The 16,951-nt window shown below is 28.4% G+C and carries 14 protein-coding genes, 1 pseudogene and 1 riboswitch; of the genes and pseudogenes, 14 read left to right on the top strand and 1 reads right to left on the bottom strand.

Translation table 11 applies throughout. The annotated features are described in order from the left end of the window. The first annotated feature begins 7 nt into the window (after window positions 1–7). The 10 genes and pseudogenes from HMPREF1253_RS09270 (at window position 8) to HMPREF1253_RS09225 (ending at window position 12,147) form a co-directional block, all read left to right on the top strand. Complete coding sequence (locus tag HMPREF1253_RS09270; protein ID WP_023056512.1) at window positions 8–685, top strand: GIY-YIG nuclease family protein; 678 nt, start codon at window positions 8–10, stop codon at window positions 683–685. A 46-nt stretch (window positions 686–731) separates the two neighbouring features. After that, window positions 732–1,592, top strand: coding sequence for a DNA damage-inducible protein D (dinD, locus tag HMPREF1253_RS09265; protein ID WP_023056541.1), 861 nt, complete (start codon window positions 732–734; stop codon window positions 1,590–1,592). 854 nt (window positions 1,593–2,446) lie between these two features. Continuing rightward, window positions 2,447–4,465, top strand: coding sequence for a hypothetical protein (locus HMPREF1253_RS09260; RefSeq protein ID WP_023056524.1), 2,019 nt, complete (start codon window positions 2,447–2,449; stop codon window positions 4,463–4,465). 526 nt (window positions 4,466–4,991) lie between these two features. Continuing rightward, window positions 4,992–7,524, top strand: a pseudogene (gene mgtA, locus HMPREF1253_RS09255) (magnesium-translocating P-type ATPase). 143 nt (window positions 7,525–7,667) lie between these two features. Continuing rightward, a complete protein-coding gene (locus HMPREF1253_RS09250; protein ID WP_023056495.1) occupies window positions 7,668–8,096 on the top strand; it encodes a winged helix-turn-helix domain-containing protein in 429 nt (142 codons plus the stop codon). Between the two features lie 77 nt (window positions 8,097–8,173). Then, on the top strand, window positions 8,174–9,409 hold the full coding sequence (locus HMPREF1253_RS09245) for an MFS transporter (RefSeq protein ID WP_023056562.1): 1,236 nt from the start codon (window positions 8,174–8,176) through the stop codon (window positions 9,407–9,409). Window positions 9,410–9,526: 117 nt separating this feature from the next. Continuing rightward, window positions 9,527–10,054 carry a YgjV family protein gene (locus tag HMPREF1253_RS09240; protein WP_023056467.1) on the top strand — a complete coding sequence of 176 codons (528 nt, stop codon included), beginning with the start codon at window positions 9,527–9,529 and terminating at the stop codon, window positions 10,052–10,054. 147 nt (window positions 10,055–10,201) lie between these two features. Then, window positions 10,202–10,870, top strand: a complete 669-nt coding sequence (locus HMPREF1253_RS09235; protein WP_036740020.1) for an AzlC family ABC transporter permease — start codon at window positions 10,202–10,204, stop codon at window positions 10,868–10,870. Beyond that, a complete protein-coding gene (locus HMPREF1253_RS09230; protein ID WP_023056496.1) occupies window positions 10,871–11,194 on the top strand; it encodes a branched-chain amino acid transporter permease in 324 nt (107 codons plus the stop codon). 23 nt (window positions 11,195–11,217) lie between these two features. Further along, window positions 11,218–12,147, top strand: coding sequence for a glutathione S-transferase family protein (locus HMPREF1253_RS09225; protein ID WP_023056477.1), 930 nt, complete (start codon window positions 11,218–11,220; stop codon window positions 12,145–12,147). A gap of 43 nt (window positions 12,148–12,190) precedes the next feature. On the opposite strand, the gene HMPREF1253_RS09220 is transcribed toward HMPREF1253_RS09225, so the two are convergent. Next, window positions 12,191–13,114 (bottom strand): lactate dehydrogenase, encoded by a 924-nt coding sequence (locus tag HMPREF1253_RS09220; protein ID WP_023056464.1) that lies wholly within the window; start codon window positions 13,112–13,114, stop codon window positions 12,191–12,193. Window positions 13,115–13,299: 185 nt separating this feature from the next. On the opposite strand from HMPREF1253_RS09220, the gene HMPREF1253_RS09215 reads away from it, so the two are divergent. The 4 genes from HMPREF1253_RS09215 (at window position 13,300) to cytX (ending at window position 16,876) form a co-directional block, all read left to right on the top strand. Beyond that, on the top strand, window positions 13,300–14,238 hold the full coding sequence (locus tag HMPREF1253_RS09215) for a hypothetical protein (protein WP_023056544.1): 939 nt from the start codon (window positions 13,300–13,302) through the stop codon (window positions 14,236–14,238). A gap of 13 nt (window positions 14,239–14,251) precedes the next feature. After that, entirely contained in the window at window positions 14,252–15,217 is a 966-nt protein-coding gene (gene pip / locus HMPREF1253_RS09210; protein ID WP_023056473.1) for a prolyl aminopeptidase, read from the top strand. A gap of 2 nt (window positions 15,218–15,219) precedes the next feature. Beyond that, window positions 15,220–15,507: a co-chaperone YbbN gene (locus HMPREF1253_RS09205; protein WP_023056504.1), complete on the top strand. Its 288-nt coding sequence runs from the start codon at window positions 15,220–15,222 to the stop codon at window positions 15,505–15,507. Between the two features lie 52 nt (window positions 15,508–15,559). Beyond that, window positions 15,560–15,648, top strand: a riboswitch (TPP riboswitch). 73 nt (window positions 15,649–15,721) lie between these two features. After that, window positions 15,722–16,876: a putative hydroxymethylpyrimidine transporter CytX gene (cytX, locus tag HMPREF1253_RS09200; protein ID WP_023056523.1), complete on the top strand. Its 1,155-nt coding sequence runs from the start codon at window positions 15,722–15,724 to the stop codon at window positions 16,874–16,876. Window positions 16,877–16,951 lie beyond the last annotated feature (75 nt).

The raw sequence follows: 16,951 nt of genomic DNA, 5'->3' as shown, positions 1-16,951 counted from the left end.
ATAAATTATGGCAAAAGGAATAATATATTTAATGACTACAGTCGTTTCTGGTCTTATCAAGATTGGCAAGACAGGAAATGAGCAATTTGAAAATAGAATGAGATTTTTAGAAAGCAATGGATATGCGAATATAACAGGACTAAAAAGGGAGTTTGCTATAGAAGTAGATGGATATGATGAGAAAGAAAAACTTATTCATGACATCTTTAGCAAAAGTAGAATTGTAGGTACTGAACTGTTTGCGTTAGATATAGAGGTGGCAAAATCCTTATTATCTTCTTTAGACGGTAAACAAATTTATCCTAAAGATAAAAGTAAAAAAGAAGTATTCAAAGAATCCACAGAAGAAATAAAACTTAAAACTGAGGTTGGATTTGTTCCAGATGGAGAGTATGTATTAAATCGTAACATAAAAGGTTTTGGGAAAGTAAATGGGAAAGCCATAGTTAAAGATGGAGTATTCACGGTGTTGAAAGGAAGTTTTTGTGGTAACACTGGCAAAGGTTATGTACCTTCTATTAGAAGAAATGCGAAGATAAAAGATAATATATTACAAGAAGATATTGTATGTATGAATCCATCAAGTGCCGGGTGGATAGTCATTGGCAAATCTAATAATGGATGGGTAGAATGGAAAGACTTACAAGGGAACCTTATTGAAAAATATAGAGATAAAGAAAAGTAGCTGATACATAAATTGGCTATCATAAAATATAACGAGAGGTAAGCTTATGCCAAATTTAAAAGCAAAAGAATATAGGCAATTTGAAAATATTAAATATGTTAGAAAAGACGGAAGCGAGTATTGGAGTGCAAGAGAACTTGCTGATGTACTTGATTATTCTCAGTGGAGAAATTTTCAAAAGGTAATTGATAGAGCGATGATTGCCTGTGAGAATAGTGGACACGATGTAGCATACGATTTTGCTGAGGTCAGCAAAATCGTGGAAGCTGGTGCTACAAGCAAGTCTATTAAAGATTATGAACTTACGAGATATGCTTGCTATTTGATTGTGCAAAACGGCGATCCGAGAAAAGAAGTGATTGCACTTGGACAAACCTATTTTGCTATACAAACATATAGACAGGAAATTGCAGACCATTTTAATCAACTTGATGAAGATAGAAGAAGGCTCGTAGTTCGTGGTGATATAAAACAATGGAATCAGCTTTTGGTAGAAACAGCACATGATGCGGGGGTCATCACAAACGAAGAATTTGCGATATTTCAGAACGCAGGCTATATGGGTTTGTATGGTGGGTTAGATGTAGAAGATATACATGACAGAAAAGGCTTAACCGCAAGACAAAAGATTTTGGATTATATGGGAAGCACTGAATTGATTGTTAATCTATTTAGAATTTCACAGACGGAAGAAAAGCTGAGGAAAGATAAAGTTGAAGGTGCAGAAGCAGCAACAAAAGTTCACTACTCAGTAGGAAAAGAAGTGAGAAGTGCTATTGAAAAAATAGGCGGAACTATGCCGGAAGATTTGCCTGTTCCGGAGAAAAGCATTCAACAAATAGAAAAAGAACAAATGAAACGTCTAAAAGATAAAGCGAAAAAGGGCAAATTGATGTTGGATGAATAATATTTGTCCAAAGAAAATCATTCATATTGTAGTATCACTATTGATACTGTTTTGATACTAAAAAACTCTAAAACTGCAAAAAACAGGTATAAAAATAGCCAAAAATAGAAATTAAAAAGATACTAATACAGAATTAAAGAAACAAATATGTTATGGTAATTATTGAGTGGGAATAATAGCAAAAAAACAAAAAAACTTGTAAAATCAATGGTTATAGAAGATTAAAAACTGTAACCGGGATTAAAATGGGAACATTTGTTAAAAAGAATAAATTGAATAATAGTTCCAAGTGGTTTTCATTTGGACAAAAAAAATAAGACCGTAGTCTTAGGCTGCGGTCTTTTTGCGTACATATTTTATTTTAAAAAATCTGGATTGTTAATTATTATATAGATTCTTCTAAATTAGATTATTAATTAATCTGATTCCAAAAGATAGAAAGGGGCATTTAAGAATTTAGATAATGCCAAAAGATGTGCCGATAGATTTGGTTTAAAAGTATTCGATGTTAATGGCAGGATAGTATATCCCGTTGGAAAGACAATCGACCAATTATAAAGAAAAGTAATTAGAAGTGATTGGGGTAATGGAGAAGAAGAAAATGGAGATTAGCTAATGCTGGATATGATTATAGGAAAGTTCAGAAAAGAGTTAATAGTATGTTATAAATTCAAAAAAATATTAAAAAGTAATAGTATAAAAGCATAATAATTTCTTTTGTTTTGTATGGTAGTTCAATTAAAAAAGCATACGAGTGGCATTACTTTGTAGCTAATTCTATATGAATTTATAAATTTTACAACTTATATGATAAAATATATATTATAAACTGATTAAAAATTTGGAGAAGGAATATGAGTGAAAAAAAGCTAATCATAAACATGAGTTTTAATGAAATGATGCGTTTATTAACTTTAGAAGGTTATGGGGATAAGTATGTAAAGTTTTTTGAAAAAGCGGCAAGTGGTTCACCTGATTTAATTAAAATATGTGAAAGGTTTCTTTATATTTTAAACTTTGTTGAACAAGAGGGTAATTCCTTTGATTTATTAAAGGACATGGTTTATAAGAATGAATTTTTTAATGTTACTACTTATTTAAACTATCACAATGAGTATCTTTCACAAATTGGATTAGGTGATATTGTAGCTTACTTTTATATGAAAGGGTTTGAAGACCTTAAAAATAAATGTAATCAGAATAGTGAATATGAATTTAACAAGCAGTTGGGCACAGTTATTGAAGCATTAAGAACCTATCATTTTATTGAGTTAAATGAATTATTAAGAAGAATAAAATATTTTGACAATAAATCATATGAAAAAGATTGGGCTCAATTAGATAATGATGATATTTTAACCCGGGCTGAAATCTATGATGTAAGTAGAATTTATTCTAAAGATGTTACAGAGGCACTAATACTGGTGCATTCTACTGAGAGATATATACAAGATAATACAGAGTTTATTTTAGTAAAAAATTACTTTGCCAGAGAAGAATATGAAAGGATCATTAATCTCATAGGAAGACGTGTAAACCCTATGATTGATCCATACTATTTAATCCACTCTCATGCAATGCTTGGTCATGTAAAAGAAGTTGAGAAGCTATTAGAGGACATACCTGCATTTAATGAATATAATATTACTTATACGCTATTAATGCTTGGGAATCATTTAGATCTTGATAAAGTAGATGATTATGTAACGGGATTAAAAGATGTTGAAAAAATATATCATAAATTTGAAGACAAGATTCATTGTTATAAAGACCAGGTATATCCTACCAGAGAAAAGAACGAATTCTATTTATTGATGTTTGAATATTTAACATCTTGGCTTTTAGAATTTGATGATATTTCTATAATTAGTAATATATCTAACTCTTATGATGAAAAACTTTATAATTATCTTATGGATAAGAAAAATGTATTTCAATTTGCACCATTAGAAATTAAAAAAGAACTGGATGCCTTTTTTAATTCTCATATGGATAATAATGATAGAAAAGACTTATACATTAAAGCCTATGAAGGGATGGAAGAATTTTTTATAGAAGATCAAATTAAATTTTTTAAATATTTTTGCAAGCTAAATATCAGCGAGGTAATTTATGAAAAAATTTATAACACAGTTTTTAAGAACTTTAAAAGCATGGATCCTTTAGTACAAGAGGAAATGAAGACCCTTATTCTTATGGCTTACTTAGACGCAATAGGAAAAGATAAGGAATTTGAAGAAAAATTCTACAATCTTTTTGATTTTCTAAATATTAAACATGAAGACATTGAAAAAGATAAAACAAGGAAAATTGTTAGAGATGGACTTAGCGATAATGGCAAAAAGGAATATGATGCAGCTTGCATTTTATATGATATGGCCATTGAAAGTAATTATAAAAATAATGATGCGGGTATGATAGCTATGTCATACTATAGAATCATAGAGAATGAATCGAATGAGAGGATAGTTAAACCTTTATTAAATTCTTTGGGGAAAGAGGGATTGGATGAACTTCTTAATTTATCTCACGGCACAAAAAAATGTGATATATTAACAAAAATGTTTAATGATATTATAAAGAATAATGACTCTGGGCTTATGTTTGGCAACCTAAGATATCTATTTAGGATTTTAAAATATGATTCAAAACTGTCAAAGGAATTAGAAAAGAATATAAAACTACTATTAACACCTTATGGAATTAATGAGTATGAGAATAAAAGATTTGATGAATGGTATTCTAGAGAAAAAGTAGAAATGTTTAGAAATCCTCCAGCTCATAACAAATATGTTCATTTTGATATGGCAAAAGAAGCAAAACAATATGTGGAAACTGAATTAGCTAGAATGGAAAGAATGTTTTTGCATTGATGATTACATCACGACAAATAAATCTAATATAAAAATAATTATACCTGCGCCAAGTTATGGTACAGGTTTTTTTAAATTTAAAAACTTTTAACGATATTCAAATAAGAGTGTGCAAACCGATACTTTATGTGTTTAAAAATCAAGAATTAAATTATATCCAAATAGAGAGAGTTTGAGACCCAGCTTGTGAGACTGGGATGGGACTAAAAATTTGAAAACGTCCTATAATTAGGTGAATTTAGTGGTACTCTAAAAATAGAATATAGTATTTTGAATGGTTTGAGATATATCGGACTTTTGGAAAAGAAGAATGGGAATAAAAAAATTGCTTATGAACAGCTTGAATGGATTAATATAAAATTCGAGAGTATCAATAGTGCAACAATAGTTAATTCATCTTGATTTTTTGTTGTTTTGTAAATTCAAACAGATACCAGAGTAGATTTAAATGAACTCTGGTATTTTTTATATTTTCTATTGCTCTTTATTTTTTCTTGGAATATATTTAAGTAAATAGGAGGCAAGTATGAAAGATTTTTGGTCCTATGATAAGGATGCTATTTTAAAACAATTAAATTCAAGTGAAAATGGTTTGTCAACTAAAGAAGCTGAGGATAGAATTGAAAAATATGGTAAAAATGTTTTTGAGGAAAAGAAATCTACTTCTAAATTTATGATTTTTTTGTCTCAATTTAAAAGTCCAATAACTATGATACTTATTTTTGCCGCAATCTTATCTATATTTTTAAAGGATTATTCTGATGGCGTTATTATTTTAATTATAATTTTAATTTCTTCTTTTTTAAGCTATCTTCATGAAAGCAAGGCAAAGGACGCTGTAAAAAAAACTCCTTTCTTCTGTAAGTGTTACATCTTCTGTTTTAAGAGATGGAAAATTTCAAGAACTGGATAATGGAAATTTGACTGTTGGAGATATTATTAAAGTTAAAACAGGCGACATGATACCTGCTGATTGTCTGCTTATTGAGGATAATTCTCTCTCTACTGATGAGTCAAGTTTAACTGGTGAGACTTTTCCTGTGGAAAAGCTGACAACAAAAATACCTGCCAATACAAGTCTTTCTGAAAGAAAAAATTCTCTCTGGATGGGCACTCATGTTATTAGTGGCTCTGGCAAGGCAATTATTGTTAACTTAGCTAAAGATACTGAGTTTGGTAAAATTACTTCATCTCTCAGCCAAAAGGATTCTGATACAGATTTTGAAAAGGGCATAAAGGATTTCGGCAATTTAATTTTACATGTTACAACTCTTCTAATTGGTTTAATATTTATATTTAATATTGTTTTAAATAAGTCCTTTTTAGAATCATTTATGTTTGCCTTGGCTCTTTCTGTTGGCTTAACCCCTCAAATGTTGCCAGCTATAATTAGTGTGAATTTGTCACAAGGGGCTAAGAGAATGTCTGAGGAAGGTGTAATAGTAAAAAAATTAAATTCAATTGAAAATTTTGGGTCTATGACAATTATGTGTTCTGATAAAACAGGAACAATAACAAAGGGTAAGGTCAAGCTTGATAGAGCCTTAAATTTTAAGGGTGAAAAATCTGAGGACTTAAATAAATTTGCGGCGATTAATTCATATTTTCAAGAAGGCTACTCTAATCCAATTGATGAGGCTATTTTAAGTTCAAACAAAGATGATTTTTCTTCTTATAAAAAGCTTTTTGAAATCCCCTACTCCTTTGAAAATAAAATTTTAAGTGTAATAGTAAAGACTGGCTCTGATTTTTCAAATAAAAATTTTATGATTACAAAGGGTGCTTTTGAAAGCATTGTAAATATATGTGATTCTTATGAAAAGTCTGACAATTCTATTGGAAACATTAGTGAAATAAAAAGTCAAATATTTGATTTATTTGATGAGTTTTCAAGTAAGGGTTACAGAGTTTTAGGCCTTTCTTATAAAATTTTAAGTGACGACTCTGACTTTCAAAAGGAAAAGGCTATAGGCATGATTTTTAAAGGATTCTTACTATTTATTGATCCCTTAAAGGAAGATATAAAAGATGTAATAAGCCAAATGAATAACCTAGGTGTCTCTTTAAAAATGATAACAGGGGACAATGAAGAAATTGCTAAAAATATTGGCAGTCAAATAGGTCTTAATCCAGAAAAAATTTTGCTTGGTCAAGATTTAAGTTCATATTCTATAAGTCAACTAAATAAAAAAGTTTTAGACATTGATATTTTTGCTGAAATAAGTCCAAATCAAAAGGAAAAAATAATTAGAGCCTACAAAGAAGCTGGAGAGGTAGTAGGCTATATGGGCGATGGCATAAACGATGCACCAGCTATAAAGGAAGCAGATGTTGGCATATCCGTTGACACAGCAGCTGATACGGCAAAGGATGCAGCTTCTATTGTTCTATTGCAAAATAGTTTAAAGGTATTGTTATCTGGAATAAAAGAAGGTAGAAGAACTTTTATAAACACTTTGAAGTATATATTTGTTGCAACTAGTGCTAATTTTGGAAATATGTTTTCCATGGCAGGTGCAAGTATATTCTTAAAGTTTTTACCGCTTTTACCAAAACAAATCCTACTTACAAATTTATTTACAGATTTTCCTTCTTTGCAAATTGCCTCAGACTCTGTTGATGAAGACTGGTTAAAAAATCCGGTAAAATGGGATATGAAATTTATAAAAAGATTTATGGTGGTTTTTGGAATAATATCATCTTTATTTGACTACTTAACATTTTTTGTGTTGATATCAATATTTAAATCAGATGAGAGGCTTTTCCAAACTGGCTGGATGTTAGAATCTGTCATTTCTGCCATGGTAGTTATGCTAATAGTTAGAACAGCAAGACCTGTCACAAAGAGCAAACCAAGTAAAAAATTAATTTTTGCAATAATATGCGTGAGTTTGTGCTTAATTGCAATAATATATAGTCCTATTAATTCATATCTTGGCCTAATAGCACTTCCAATTAAGGTGATATTATCAATGTTTGGAATATCATTTATTTATGCCTTAGTTGCAGAAATATTAAAGAAAAAATTTTATAAAAATAATTCATTTTCAAGAAAATAAATTTAATAAATAATTTGACAAAAGACCCTAGTAAAAAATAGGGTCTTTTACTTTTATAAAATAATAAATTTAACGTTAAAAAAAATTTGACAATCTATTTTTTTTAAGTTAAGATATTTTTAATTAAAGGAGATGATTTTTTTTTGAAAGATGTCCATGTTTTAAATTCTCTTGAAGAAATAAATGTAGTTAGTGATCCTATAAGACTTAATATAATTATGAATTTAGGTTTAACTCCTAAAACTGCTCAAGATTTGTCCGATAAAATGGGAGTAAGTCGTTCAAAAATTCACTACCATTTAAAAATTTTAGAAGAAAATGGAATTATAGAGGTTGTAGATACTGAGCTTATAAATGGAATTACACAAAAATATTTTCTTCCTGTTGCAAAAGCTTTTATACCTAATAGTGAAATATTTAATAAAAATTTAGAAAAAAATATATTTAATTTTAAAATAGATGCAAAAGATTACGATGAATTTAATAAAGAGCTAAAGAATTTAATTAAAAAGTATAATTGCGAAAAATTAGATAAAGAAAGTTTTCAAGTACAAATTTATAAAGTTGATTAAATTGCCGGTAAGATTCAAACTTACCGGCAAAAAAACGCAAGACTGTCAAATAAAACAAAACGTTAAACAAAAGGAGCATGTTAAAAATGATTAGAAACAAAGATTTATATATTTTATTGTTAGGAAGATTAATAACTAATTTTGGAGATAGTATATATTCCATTGCAGCAGCACTTTTAGTTTATGAAATGTCAGGATCAACTTTATATTCTGGTATAACTCTTTTTTTAACTTCATCAACGGCAATTGTTCAACTAATACTTAGTCCGATTTTAGATAAAATTAATATGAAAAAGTTTTTAATAAAAAGTCAATTTATTCAGGCAGTTTTAATTTTACCGATACCTCTTTTATATTATTTTGAAAGGCTTAACATTTACCATATTATGTTTATTATGCCTATTGTTTCACTTATAAATCAGTTGGTTTACCCAGGTCAAATTTCATTACTTCCGAAAATTTTATCTGAAGATGAATTGATAAGTGCAAATTCATTTATGACTATGGCATATCAAGGTTCAAATGCTATTTTTGATACTTTAAGCGGAATAATGATTGCATCCTTAGGTTATATGTTTGCTTTTTTTGCTGATAGTCTTACATTTGTTATTACAGGTTTTTTATTTTGTTTTTTGTCTAAAAAAATTGCTGAAAATAATATAAGTCCTAAAAATTTAAGAGATTCTAATTTTATAAAAGAACATTTTATACAACTTAAAGAGGGTTTGGGTTTATTTAAAGATTCTAAAATATTTGCTTTAGCACTGGGAATAGTTTTTATAAATTTTTCTGCAACTTCTATAAGTGCAGTTTTACCGGCTTTTTCAAAAAATAAAGTATTTTATGGGATTATGTTGGGAGCCATGGGCTTAGGAGTTTTAGCAGGCTCATTATTTTCAGGATTATCTTTTTTTAAAAAATTTTCTTTAGGAAAATTATACATTTTCGGAATGGAATTAGTAGCTTTATCATGGATAGGTGTTTCATATTTTCAAAACAATCAATTAGCAAGTGCTGTTTTATATGGATTTGGTTGGTTTATAGTTGGGATAGTGAATGTTTATGCTCAAACTATGATTCAAATTACGGTTCCTAAAAATAAACTTGGAAGCGCAATGGGAACAATGATTGGAATATCTACTTTAATGGCACCTTTCGGAGCTTTATTGGGAGGATTTCTGGGAGATTTTTTTGGAAGTTCTTATACAATTTTAATTGCAAGTATAATTATTATATCAGTTTCTTTTTATTGGAATTTTAATAAAAGCATAAAAAATTTGCCATCTGTAAATGAATTTAATAAAAATTTTTAATGAATATTGTATAAAATTTTAATTTTATATTATGAGAAATTATTACAAGAAAAAGCATGGAAAATTTGTTAAAATGTGTATTGTATATTTTTATTTAAGGTTTTAGGAGAGTTATTGATGCATATTTTTATACAAATGATAGGTTTTGTGGGACTTTTATTTTTCTTTATTTCTTATCAACTAAAAACAAATAAGTTGTTATTTTTTATGCAGAGTTTAGGTTGTTTGACTTTTAGTTTACAATTTGCTTTGTTAGGGGCATATAGTGGGGCTATAAATCTTTTTATAAGCAGCCTTAGAAATTTTATGTTAATAAGGTTTAAGGAATCTAAGATAATTCGTTGGAGGGGTTGGATTTTTATTTTATGTGGAATTTCAATTTTAACGGTTATCTTAACTTGGAATGGTCCTTTGGGAATATTACCTGCTGTGGGAACTATATCCACAACAATTGGTTATTGGACTAATAATGCAAAAAAACTTAGAATTATAAATTTATTTGTGAATTGTCCTTGCAGTTTAATTTATGATCTTATTGTAAAATCTTGGGGCGGAGTTTTAAATGAAACTATTACTATAATTTCCATTTTAATTTCTATTTTTAGATTTGGATTAAAAGCTCTTGATGGAGATGAAATAAAATAAAATTATAAATTATTGTTAAAAAGAGTTTAGTTTTACTGAATTCTTTTTTTGTTTTAAGTTGGACTAAGAAGGCTTTTTCATATAAACTATATACGTTAAAATAATTATAATAATTTAAAAGTGGGTTGAAATGACTAATAAAAAAAGATTATAGAACAAGCTTTTATTTCATCCATTCCTATATTTGCAGGCTATTTAGCTTTGGGAACTGGGTTTGGAATGATTTATATTTCAAAGGGTTTTAATTTTTTAGGCGGACTTTTAATGAGTATTTTTATTTATGGAGGTTCGATGCAATATGTGGCTATAGATTTATTTGTAAATCATGTAAGTCTGAGTACAGTTGCAATTACAACTTTACTTGTTAATGCAAGACACCTCTTTTATGGAATTTCTCTTATTGATAAATATAAAAATGCAGGTTTAAAAAAGCCTTATATGATATTTGCCCTTACTGATGAAACTTATTCTTTGGTTGTTGCTGAAAATAAAATCGCAAAAGAGGACAGGCATTTATATTATTTTTTCCTTTCTCTTTTTAACCATATTTATTGGATTTTAGGTTCTTTTGTGGGTATGATGATTGGAACTTTTATTAAATTTGATACTAAGGGAATGGATTTTGCTTTGACGGCTCTTTTTGTAACCATTGTTACAGATCAACTGAAAAATAAAAAAAGTTATTTGCCAAGTTTTATAGGCTTTGCAACCTCTTTAGCTTGTCTTTTAATTTTTGGCAGGGATCATTTTTTGATACCTACAATGCTTATAATTGCAGTTATTCTTTTAATTTTTAGAGAAAGGTTGGAAAAATAAATGGAGAGATCTTATTTTTTTGCGGCAGTTGCCATTATGTCTCTTTTAACAATTTTATTAAGAGCTTTGCCTTTTATAATTTTTTCCAAAAATAATACTCCAAAGACCGTAGAATATTTAGGGAAAGTTCTGCCTTATTCAATAATGGCTATGCTTGTTATCTATTGCTTAAAAGATGTAAATGTCTTGGCTGGAAGTCACGGCTTACCGGAAATACTTGCAATTTTATTTGTTGTATTTTTAGAAAAGATTAAAGGAAATGCCCTTATAAGTGTTTTTTTAGGGACGGCTTTTTATATGTTTTTAGTTCAAGTTATTTTTTAGATTTTTTGTAATAAGGAGGTTTAATGGGACAATTAGTAAATGGAAAATGGCAAATAGAAAATGTATTGGCAGATAAGGATGGTTCTTTTAAAAGAAAGGAATCTTCTTTTAGAAATTTTATAAAGAAGGGAACGAAGTTTCAACCTGAAAAAAATAGATATCTGCTATATGTTTCTTTAGCATGTCCATGGGCTTCAAGGGCTCTTATAATGAGAAAATTAAAGGGACTTGATGATATTATATCACTAGCTATTGTAAGCCCTATTATGGGGCAAAATGGATGGAGTTTTGATGACTATAAAGGTGCTACAAAGGATCCTCTTATAAATGCAAAATATTTAAAAGATATTTATATTAAGGCTGATAACAATTATACTGGAAAAGTTACAGTTCCTTTACTTTATGATTTAAAGGAAAATACCATTGTAAATAATGAATCTTCAGACATAATGAGGATGTTCAACTCTTCTTTTAATGAAATAGGTGGAAATAAAAAAGATTTTTATCCGCAAAGCTTGAGAGAAAAAATAGATGAGATAAATGAAATTATTTATGAAAATGTTAATAATGGAGTTTATAAAGCGGGTTTTGCAATAAAACAAGAAGTTTATGAGGAGGAAGTAAAAAAACTTTTTAAAACTTTAGATTTTCTTGAAAACAAATTAGAAAATAAAAAATTTTTATTTGGTGATATATTTACAGAATCTGACATAAGGCTTTTTGTAAGCTTAATTCGTTTTGATCCTGTTTACTTTGGAAATTTTAAATGCAATATAAGACAATTAAAAGATTATAAAAATCTTTGGGAATATACAAAAAGAATTTATAATATGGAAGGAGTAAAGGAAACGGTTAATTTTGACCATATAAAAAATCATTATTACAGGTCTCATCCTTCAATAAATCCAAATGGGATAGTTCCTTTAGGTCCTTTGGAAGATTTAAATCTTTAAATTTAAAATACAAAAAAACCTCACAAGTATGTGAGGTTTTCTTTTATTTGTATTTATTTCTGTTTGCTTTCAAAACTTCTTCAGAGTGTTTTAATTTTTCTAATTCATCAGGAGTAAGTTCAAGTTCCAAAGCTTTTTCCATTCCATCTTTTCCAATTATACATGGAGTTGAAAGATAAATGTCATTTAGTCCATACATACCGTTTAATAAAGTTGACACTAAAATTATTTCTTTTCTGTCATTTACTATTGAATCGATCATTGAGCAAACGGCACTTCCTATTCCACATTGGGTGTGTTGTTTTCCGTCAATAACTCTCCAAGCTCTTTCTCTTACAAGATTTTCTACAGCGTCTCTTGAAAAGTTTGCAGGATTTTGTTCTAAATATTTTTCAAGTTTTAAATTATTTACAAAAATATTTGACCAAGCAACAAATTGACTTTCACCATGTTCACCTAAAATAACTCCTCTTATAGCAGAAGGATCAACATTTAATACCTTTGAAAGGCTTGTATTAAGTCTTACAGTATCAAGAGCGGTACCTGAACCTATAACTCTATTTTTTGGAAAGCCACTTGTCCTATAAACAAGATCAGCCATTAAATCACAAGGATTTCCAACAACAATAAAGATACCTTTAAAACCTGCATCAACAATTTCTTTTACATAATCTCTTGTAGCATCTTTAAATTTTACATATTCTTCAAGTCTGTCTTTAACTCCACCCAGGTCTCCTGTAGCAGTAACAATAATATCTCTATCAGCCATATCTTTATAGGAGCCATAGCTCATTTTAACAGGGTGGGGATAATATGCAGATGCATCTTCAATATCCATAGCTTGTGCTTTTGCTTTTATTTCAATTATGTCATTATATTTGATGTCTGAAACAATTCCCATTCTTGCAGCTGTATATCCAACAGCAAAACCAACTGCTCCAGCACCAATTATTCCTAATTTTGTCATAAATTTCACCTCGATTTAATATTATAACAAAAATTAATAAATAAGGTTATTTTATTAAATATTTTTTTAAAAAAACAAATTTAATAATTTTAAATAACTAATTTTTTTAAATAACTTTCTATTAATTTGAAATTTTGACTTATAAGTTTATATTTATTAAAATTATTTTCATAAAGGAGAAAAAAATGTTTTTTATAGAAAACTTTATGGACTACATCTTTATATTTTTTATATTTTCAGTTATAGGATGGTCAATTGAAGTAACTTTAAAATTTATACAATTTCATAGATTTGTAAATAGGGGTTTTTTAATTGGACCTTACTGTCCTATATATGGTTTAGGGTCAGTTCTGATTATTTTTATAAATAGTAGTCTTTATAAATTTGAACATTCTATAGGACTTACTTTTTTAGTTTCCATATTAATATGCGGCCTGGTTGAATATTTTGTTTCATATTTTTTGGAAAAAAAATATCATGCAAGATGGTGGGACTACAGTAAAAAACCTATGAATTTAAACGGAAGAATCTGGATAGGAAATTTAATTTTATTCGGCCTTGGAGGATTAATAATTGCTCAAATTTTAGGACCAATTTTCACAAATATTTTTTATAAGTTTTCTTTAAAAAACCGTGAAATAATTTCTCTTATTATAGTTTTAATTTTTACAAGTGATTTTATAATTTCATACTTTGTAATGAAACTTATAAAAACGAATATTGAAGGGTCAGAGGCTGACAATACTGAAGATATACGTAAAGAAATGAAAGTTTTGGCAAGCAATAAAAATATTTTATACAGACGTTTTATAAATGCTTACCCTGAAGTTAAATATAGGACAGATAAAATTAAACAAAGACTTAAAAAAATAGAGGAAGAAAGTAAAAAAATAAGAGAAGAGATAGAAAAAACAATTGATGAAGATAAAGAAAACCTTATTAATGAACTTCAACCTACAAGCTTTTTGAAATCAGAAATTATTGAAAAACAAGGAAGATTAATTGAGCTTTTAGAAGATGAAAACACAAGTAAAGCTGATATTTTAAGTTTGAAAGCAGAAATAGAAGAGAAAAAATCTATTTTGAATAAGAGAAGAAGAATTATAAATCTTGAAGAAATTTAAAAAGGGATAAAATATGAAAAAATTAAGAGAATTATACAGACCCATAGAAAAAAATTTTAGTGAATATATAAAAGTTGATGACTTACATGAAATTTACTTTGAAGAATCAGGAAATCCCAATGGAAAACCTATAGTTTTTTTACATGGAGGACCTGGGTGTGGAACTAGTCCTGATTGCAGAAGATTTTTTGATCCGGATTTTTACAGGATTATTTTATTTGATCAAAGGGGCAGTGGAAAAAGCAGACCTAAAGCTTGTTTAAAAGACAATAATACTGATGCAATAATTTCCGATATGGAAAAAATTAGAGAAAGACTAAATATAGATAAGTGGATTGTGTTTGGAGGCTCTTGGGGTAGCACCCTGGCTCTTTCATACGCAATTAAGCATCCTGAAAAAGTTATAGGATTAATTTTACGAGGGATTTTTTTAGGAAGACAGGAAGATATAGATTGGATATATCAAGAGGGAGGAGCTTCAAATATATTTCCTGACAAATGGGAAAATTTTATTTCAATAATTCCAGAAAATGAAAGAAAAGATTTAATAAAGGCTTATTATAAAAGATTAACGGGACAAGATGAAAAAGTAAAAATTGAAGCTGCAAAAGCTTGGTCCATTTGGGAGGGAAGTATAACTACTTTAAAACCAAGTGAAAAAGTTACAGAGGATTTTTCAGATGAGGATTATGCAATAAATATGGCTTCTATTGAGTGTCATTTTTGGGTTAATCATATGTTTAGAGAAAATATGAATTATATTTTAGATAATGCTCATATTATAAAAGACATTCCAACTCATATTGTTCATGGCAGATACGACATGGATTGCAGATTTATAGGTGCATACCTTTTAAGCAAAAAATTAAATAAAGTAAATTTAGATATAACTATTTCAGGTCATTCATCAATGGAACTTGAAATAATTGATTCTTTAATAAAAGCTAGTGAAAATTTTAAAAAATTATATCAGGAATAAAAATGAAAATTGAAAATTTTAACAAGGAATATAAAAAAGGAAATGTGTTTTTATTTTTTCAAGGACCGGACTGCGGACTTTGTAATGGAATGAAAGAACTTGCTTTAAAAGAACTTAAAGATTTTGACGGAAAGTTTATTTCTGTTAATTTAAAGGACTTTCCTAAATTAAGGGGAGAATTTCAAGTTTTTTCTTTTCCCACACTTTTATATTTAAGGGATGGAGTTGAAGTTGAAAGAGTCGCAGGATTTTTTGATTTGGATAAATTAAAAAGGTCTTTTAAAAGTTAAGGACTTTACAGATAAAGCTATAAATATTATAATCAGTTTTATAAAAATTTAAGATTATCACTGGGGGTGCTTGAAAAAGCTGAGATCATACCCTTACAACCTGCCAGATAATGCTGGAAAGGGAAGTGCAAGAATACTTCTTTATTCTCTGCCGTAAGGAACTCGGTGAGATAAGGAGGTTTTTTTATGAAAAAATTTGTAGGTGGTGAAGATTTTGAATTCTAAAATAAAAAATCTTGACCTTGGTTTGATTTGGTTTGGAGCTGCAATTTCCATTGCTGAAATTTTAACAGGAACATTATTTGCTCCTCTTGGTTTTAGTCAAGGTATATTAGCCATTGTAATTGGACATTTAATTGGCTGCGGACTTTTTTTCCTTGTAGGTTTAATAGGAGCAAAAAGTGAAAAAACTGCTATGGAAAGTGTTAAAATTGCCTTTGGAGAAAAAGGAGCTATTATTTTTACTTTTTTAAACATTTTGCAACTTATAGGTTGGACAGCGGTTATGATTTCTCAAGGCGCAGGAGCATCTTCTGAAGTTTTCTCATCAAATTCAACTAATATGTGGTCCATTATAATTGGAATTTTAATTATTATTTGGATTTTAATAGGAATAAAAAATCTTGAAAAAATTAATATTATTTCTATGTCCGTTCTTTTTATTTTAACTTTAATATTAAGTTTTAATATTTTTAAGGGAACTTCTTTTGAAAAGACAGGAGGACTTTCCTTTGGTCAGGCAATAGAACTTTCCATTGCCATGCCTCTTTCTTGGCTTCCCTTAATAGGAGATTATACAAAAGATGCAAAAAATCCTTTTGAAGGAACTTTAACTGCAAGTCTTGTATATTTTTTCGCAAGTATTTGGATGTATATAATCGGCATGAGTGCAGCAGGTTTTAGCGGCTCATCAAGTATTTCACAAATAATGCTCAAAGCAGGTCTTGGAAGTATAGCTTTAATTATTGTAATTTTTTCAACGGTAACTACAACTTTTTTAGATGCCTACAGTGGAGGAGTATCTTGTAAAAGTTTGTTTAAAAACATATCTGAAAAGTGGGCGGCATTAATAGTTACAATTATAGGAATTGCTCTTGCAATCTTTTTTGATACTGGTCAATTTGAAAACTTTTTATATTTAATAGGTTCGGTTTTTGCTCCTATGGCTTCAGTTCAAATTGTAGATTATTTTTTAATAAAGAATAAAAAGATAAATTCTGATTTTGACTTTATCAATATTATTTCCTGGGTAATAGGTTTTATTATTTATAGGATATTTTTAAAAGAAGGCCTATCTATTGGGGCAACCTTACCTGCCATTTTAATTACAGGTTTAGTTACTTTTATCTTAAAAAAATTTTTAAAATAAGTTAATATGAAATCTTTATAAAAAATCTCAAAATTTTAAATTTTGGGATTTTTTAATGCCAATTAGGATAAATTA

Origin of the sequence: Peptoniphilus sp. BV3C26, from assembly GCF_000478985.1 — a bacterium.
GTDB classification, from domain to species: domain Bacteria; phylum Bacillota; class Clostridia; order Tissierellales; family Peptoniphilaceae; genus Peptoniphilus_B; species Peptoniphilus_B koenoeneniae.
Note: the sequence above shows the minus strand (reverse complement) of the source record. Positions and strands in the feature narration are given on the sequence as shown.

Bases quoted from the DNA above. Each gene is read 5' to 3' on its own strand.
- HMPREF1253_RS09270 (WP_023056512.1), top strand. From the start codon at position 8: ATGGCAAAAGGAATAATATATTTAATGACTACAGTCGTTTCTGGTCTT.
- dinD (WP_023056541.1), top strand. From the start codon at position 732: ATGCCAAATTTAAAAGCAAAAGAATATAGGCAATTTGAAAATATTAAA.
- HMPREF1253_RS09260 (WP_023056524.1), top strand. From the start codon at position 2,447: ATGAGTGAAAAAAAGCTAATCATAAACATGAGTTTTAATGAAATGATG.
- HMPREF1253_RS09245 (WP_023056562.1), top strand. From the start codon at position 8,174: ATGTTAAAAATGATTAGAAACAAAGATTTATATATTTTATTGTTAGGA.
- HMPREF1253_RS09240 (WP_023056467.1), top strand. From the start codon at position 9,527: ATGCATATTTTTATACAAATGATAGGTTTTGTGGGACTTTTATTTTTC.
- HMPREF1253_RS09230 (WP_023056496.1), top strand. From the start codon at position 10,871: ATGGAGAGATCTTATTTTTTTGCGGCAGTTGCCATTATGTCTCTTTTA.
- HMPREF1253_RS09225 (WP_023056477.1), top strand. From the start codon at position 11,218: ATGGGACAATTAGTAAATGGAAAATGGCAAATAGAAAATGTATTGGCA.
- HMPREF1253_RS09220 (WP_023056464.1), bottom strand. From the start codon at position 13,114: ATGACAAAATTAGGAATAATTGGTGCTGGAGCAGTTGGTTTTGCTGTT.
- HMPREF1253_RS09215 (WP_023056544.1), top strand. From the start codon at position 13,300: ATGTTTTTTATAGAAAACTTTATGGACTACATCTTTATATTTTTTATA.
- pip (WP_023056473.1), top strand. From the start codon at position 14,252: ATGAAAAAATTAAGAGAATTATACAGACCCATAGAAAAAAATTTTAGT.
- HMPREF1253_RS09205 (WP_023056504.1), top strand. From the start codon at position 15,220: ATGAAAATTGAAAATTTTAACAAGGAATATAAAAAAGGAAATGTGTTT.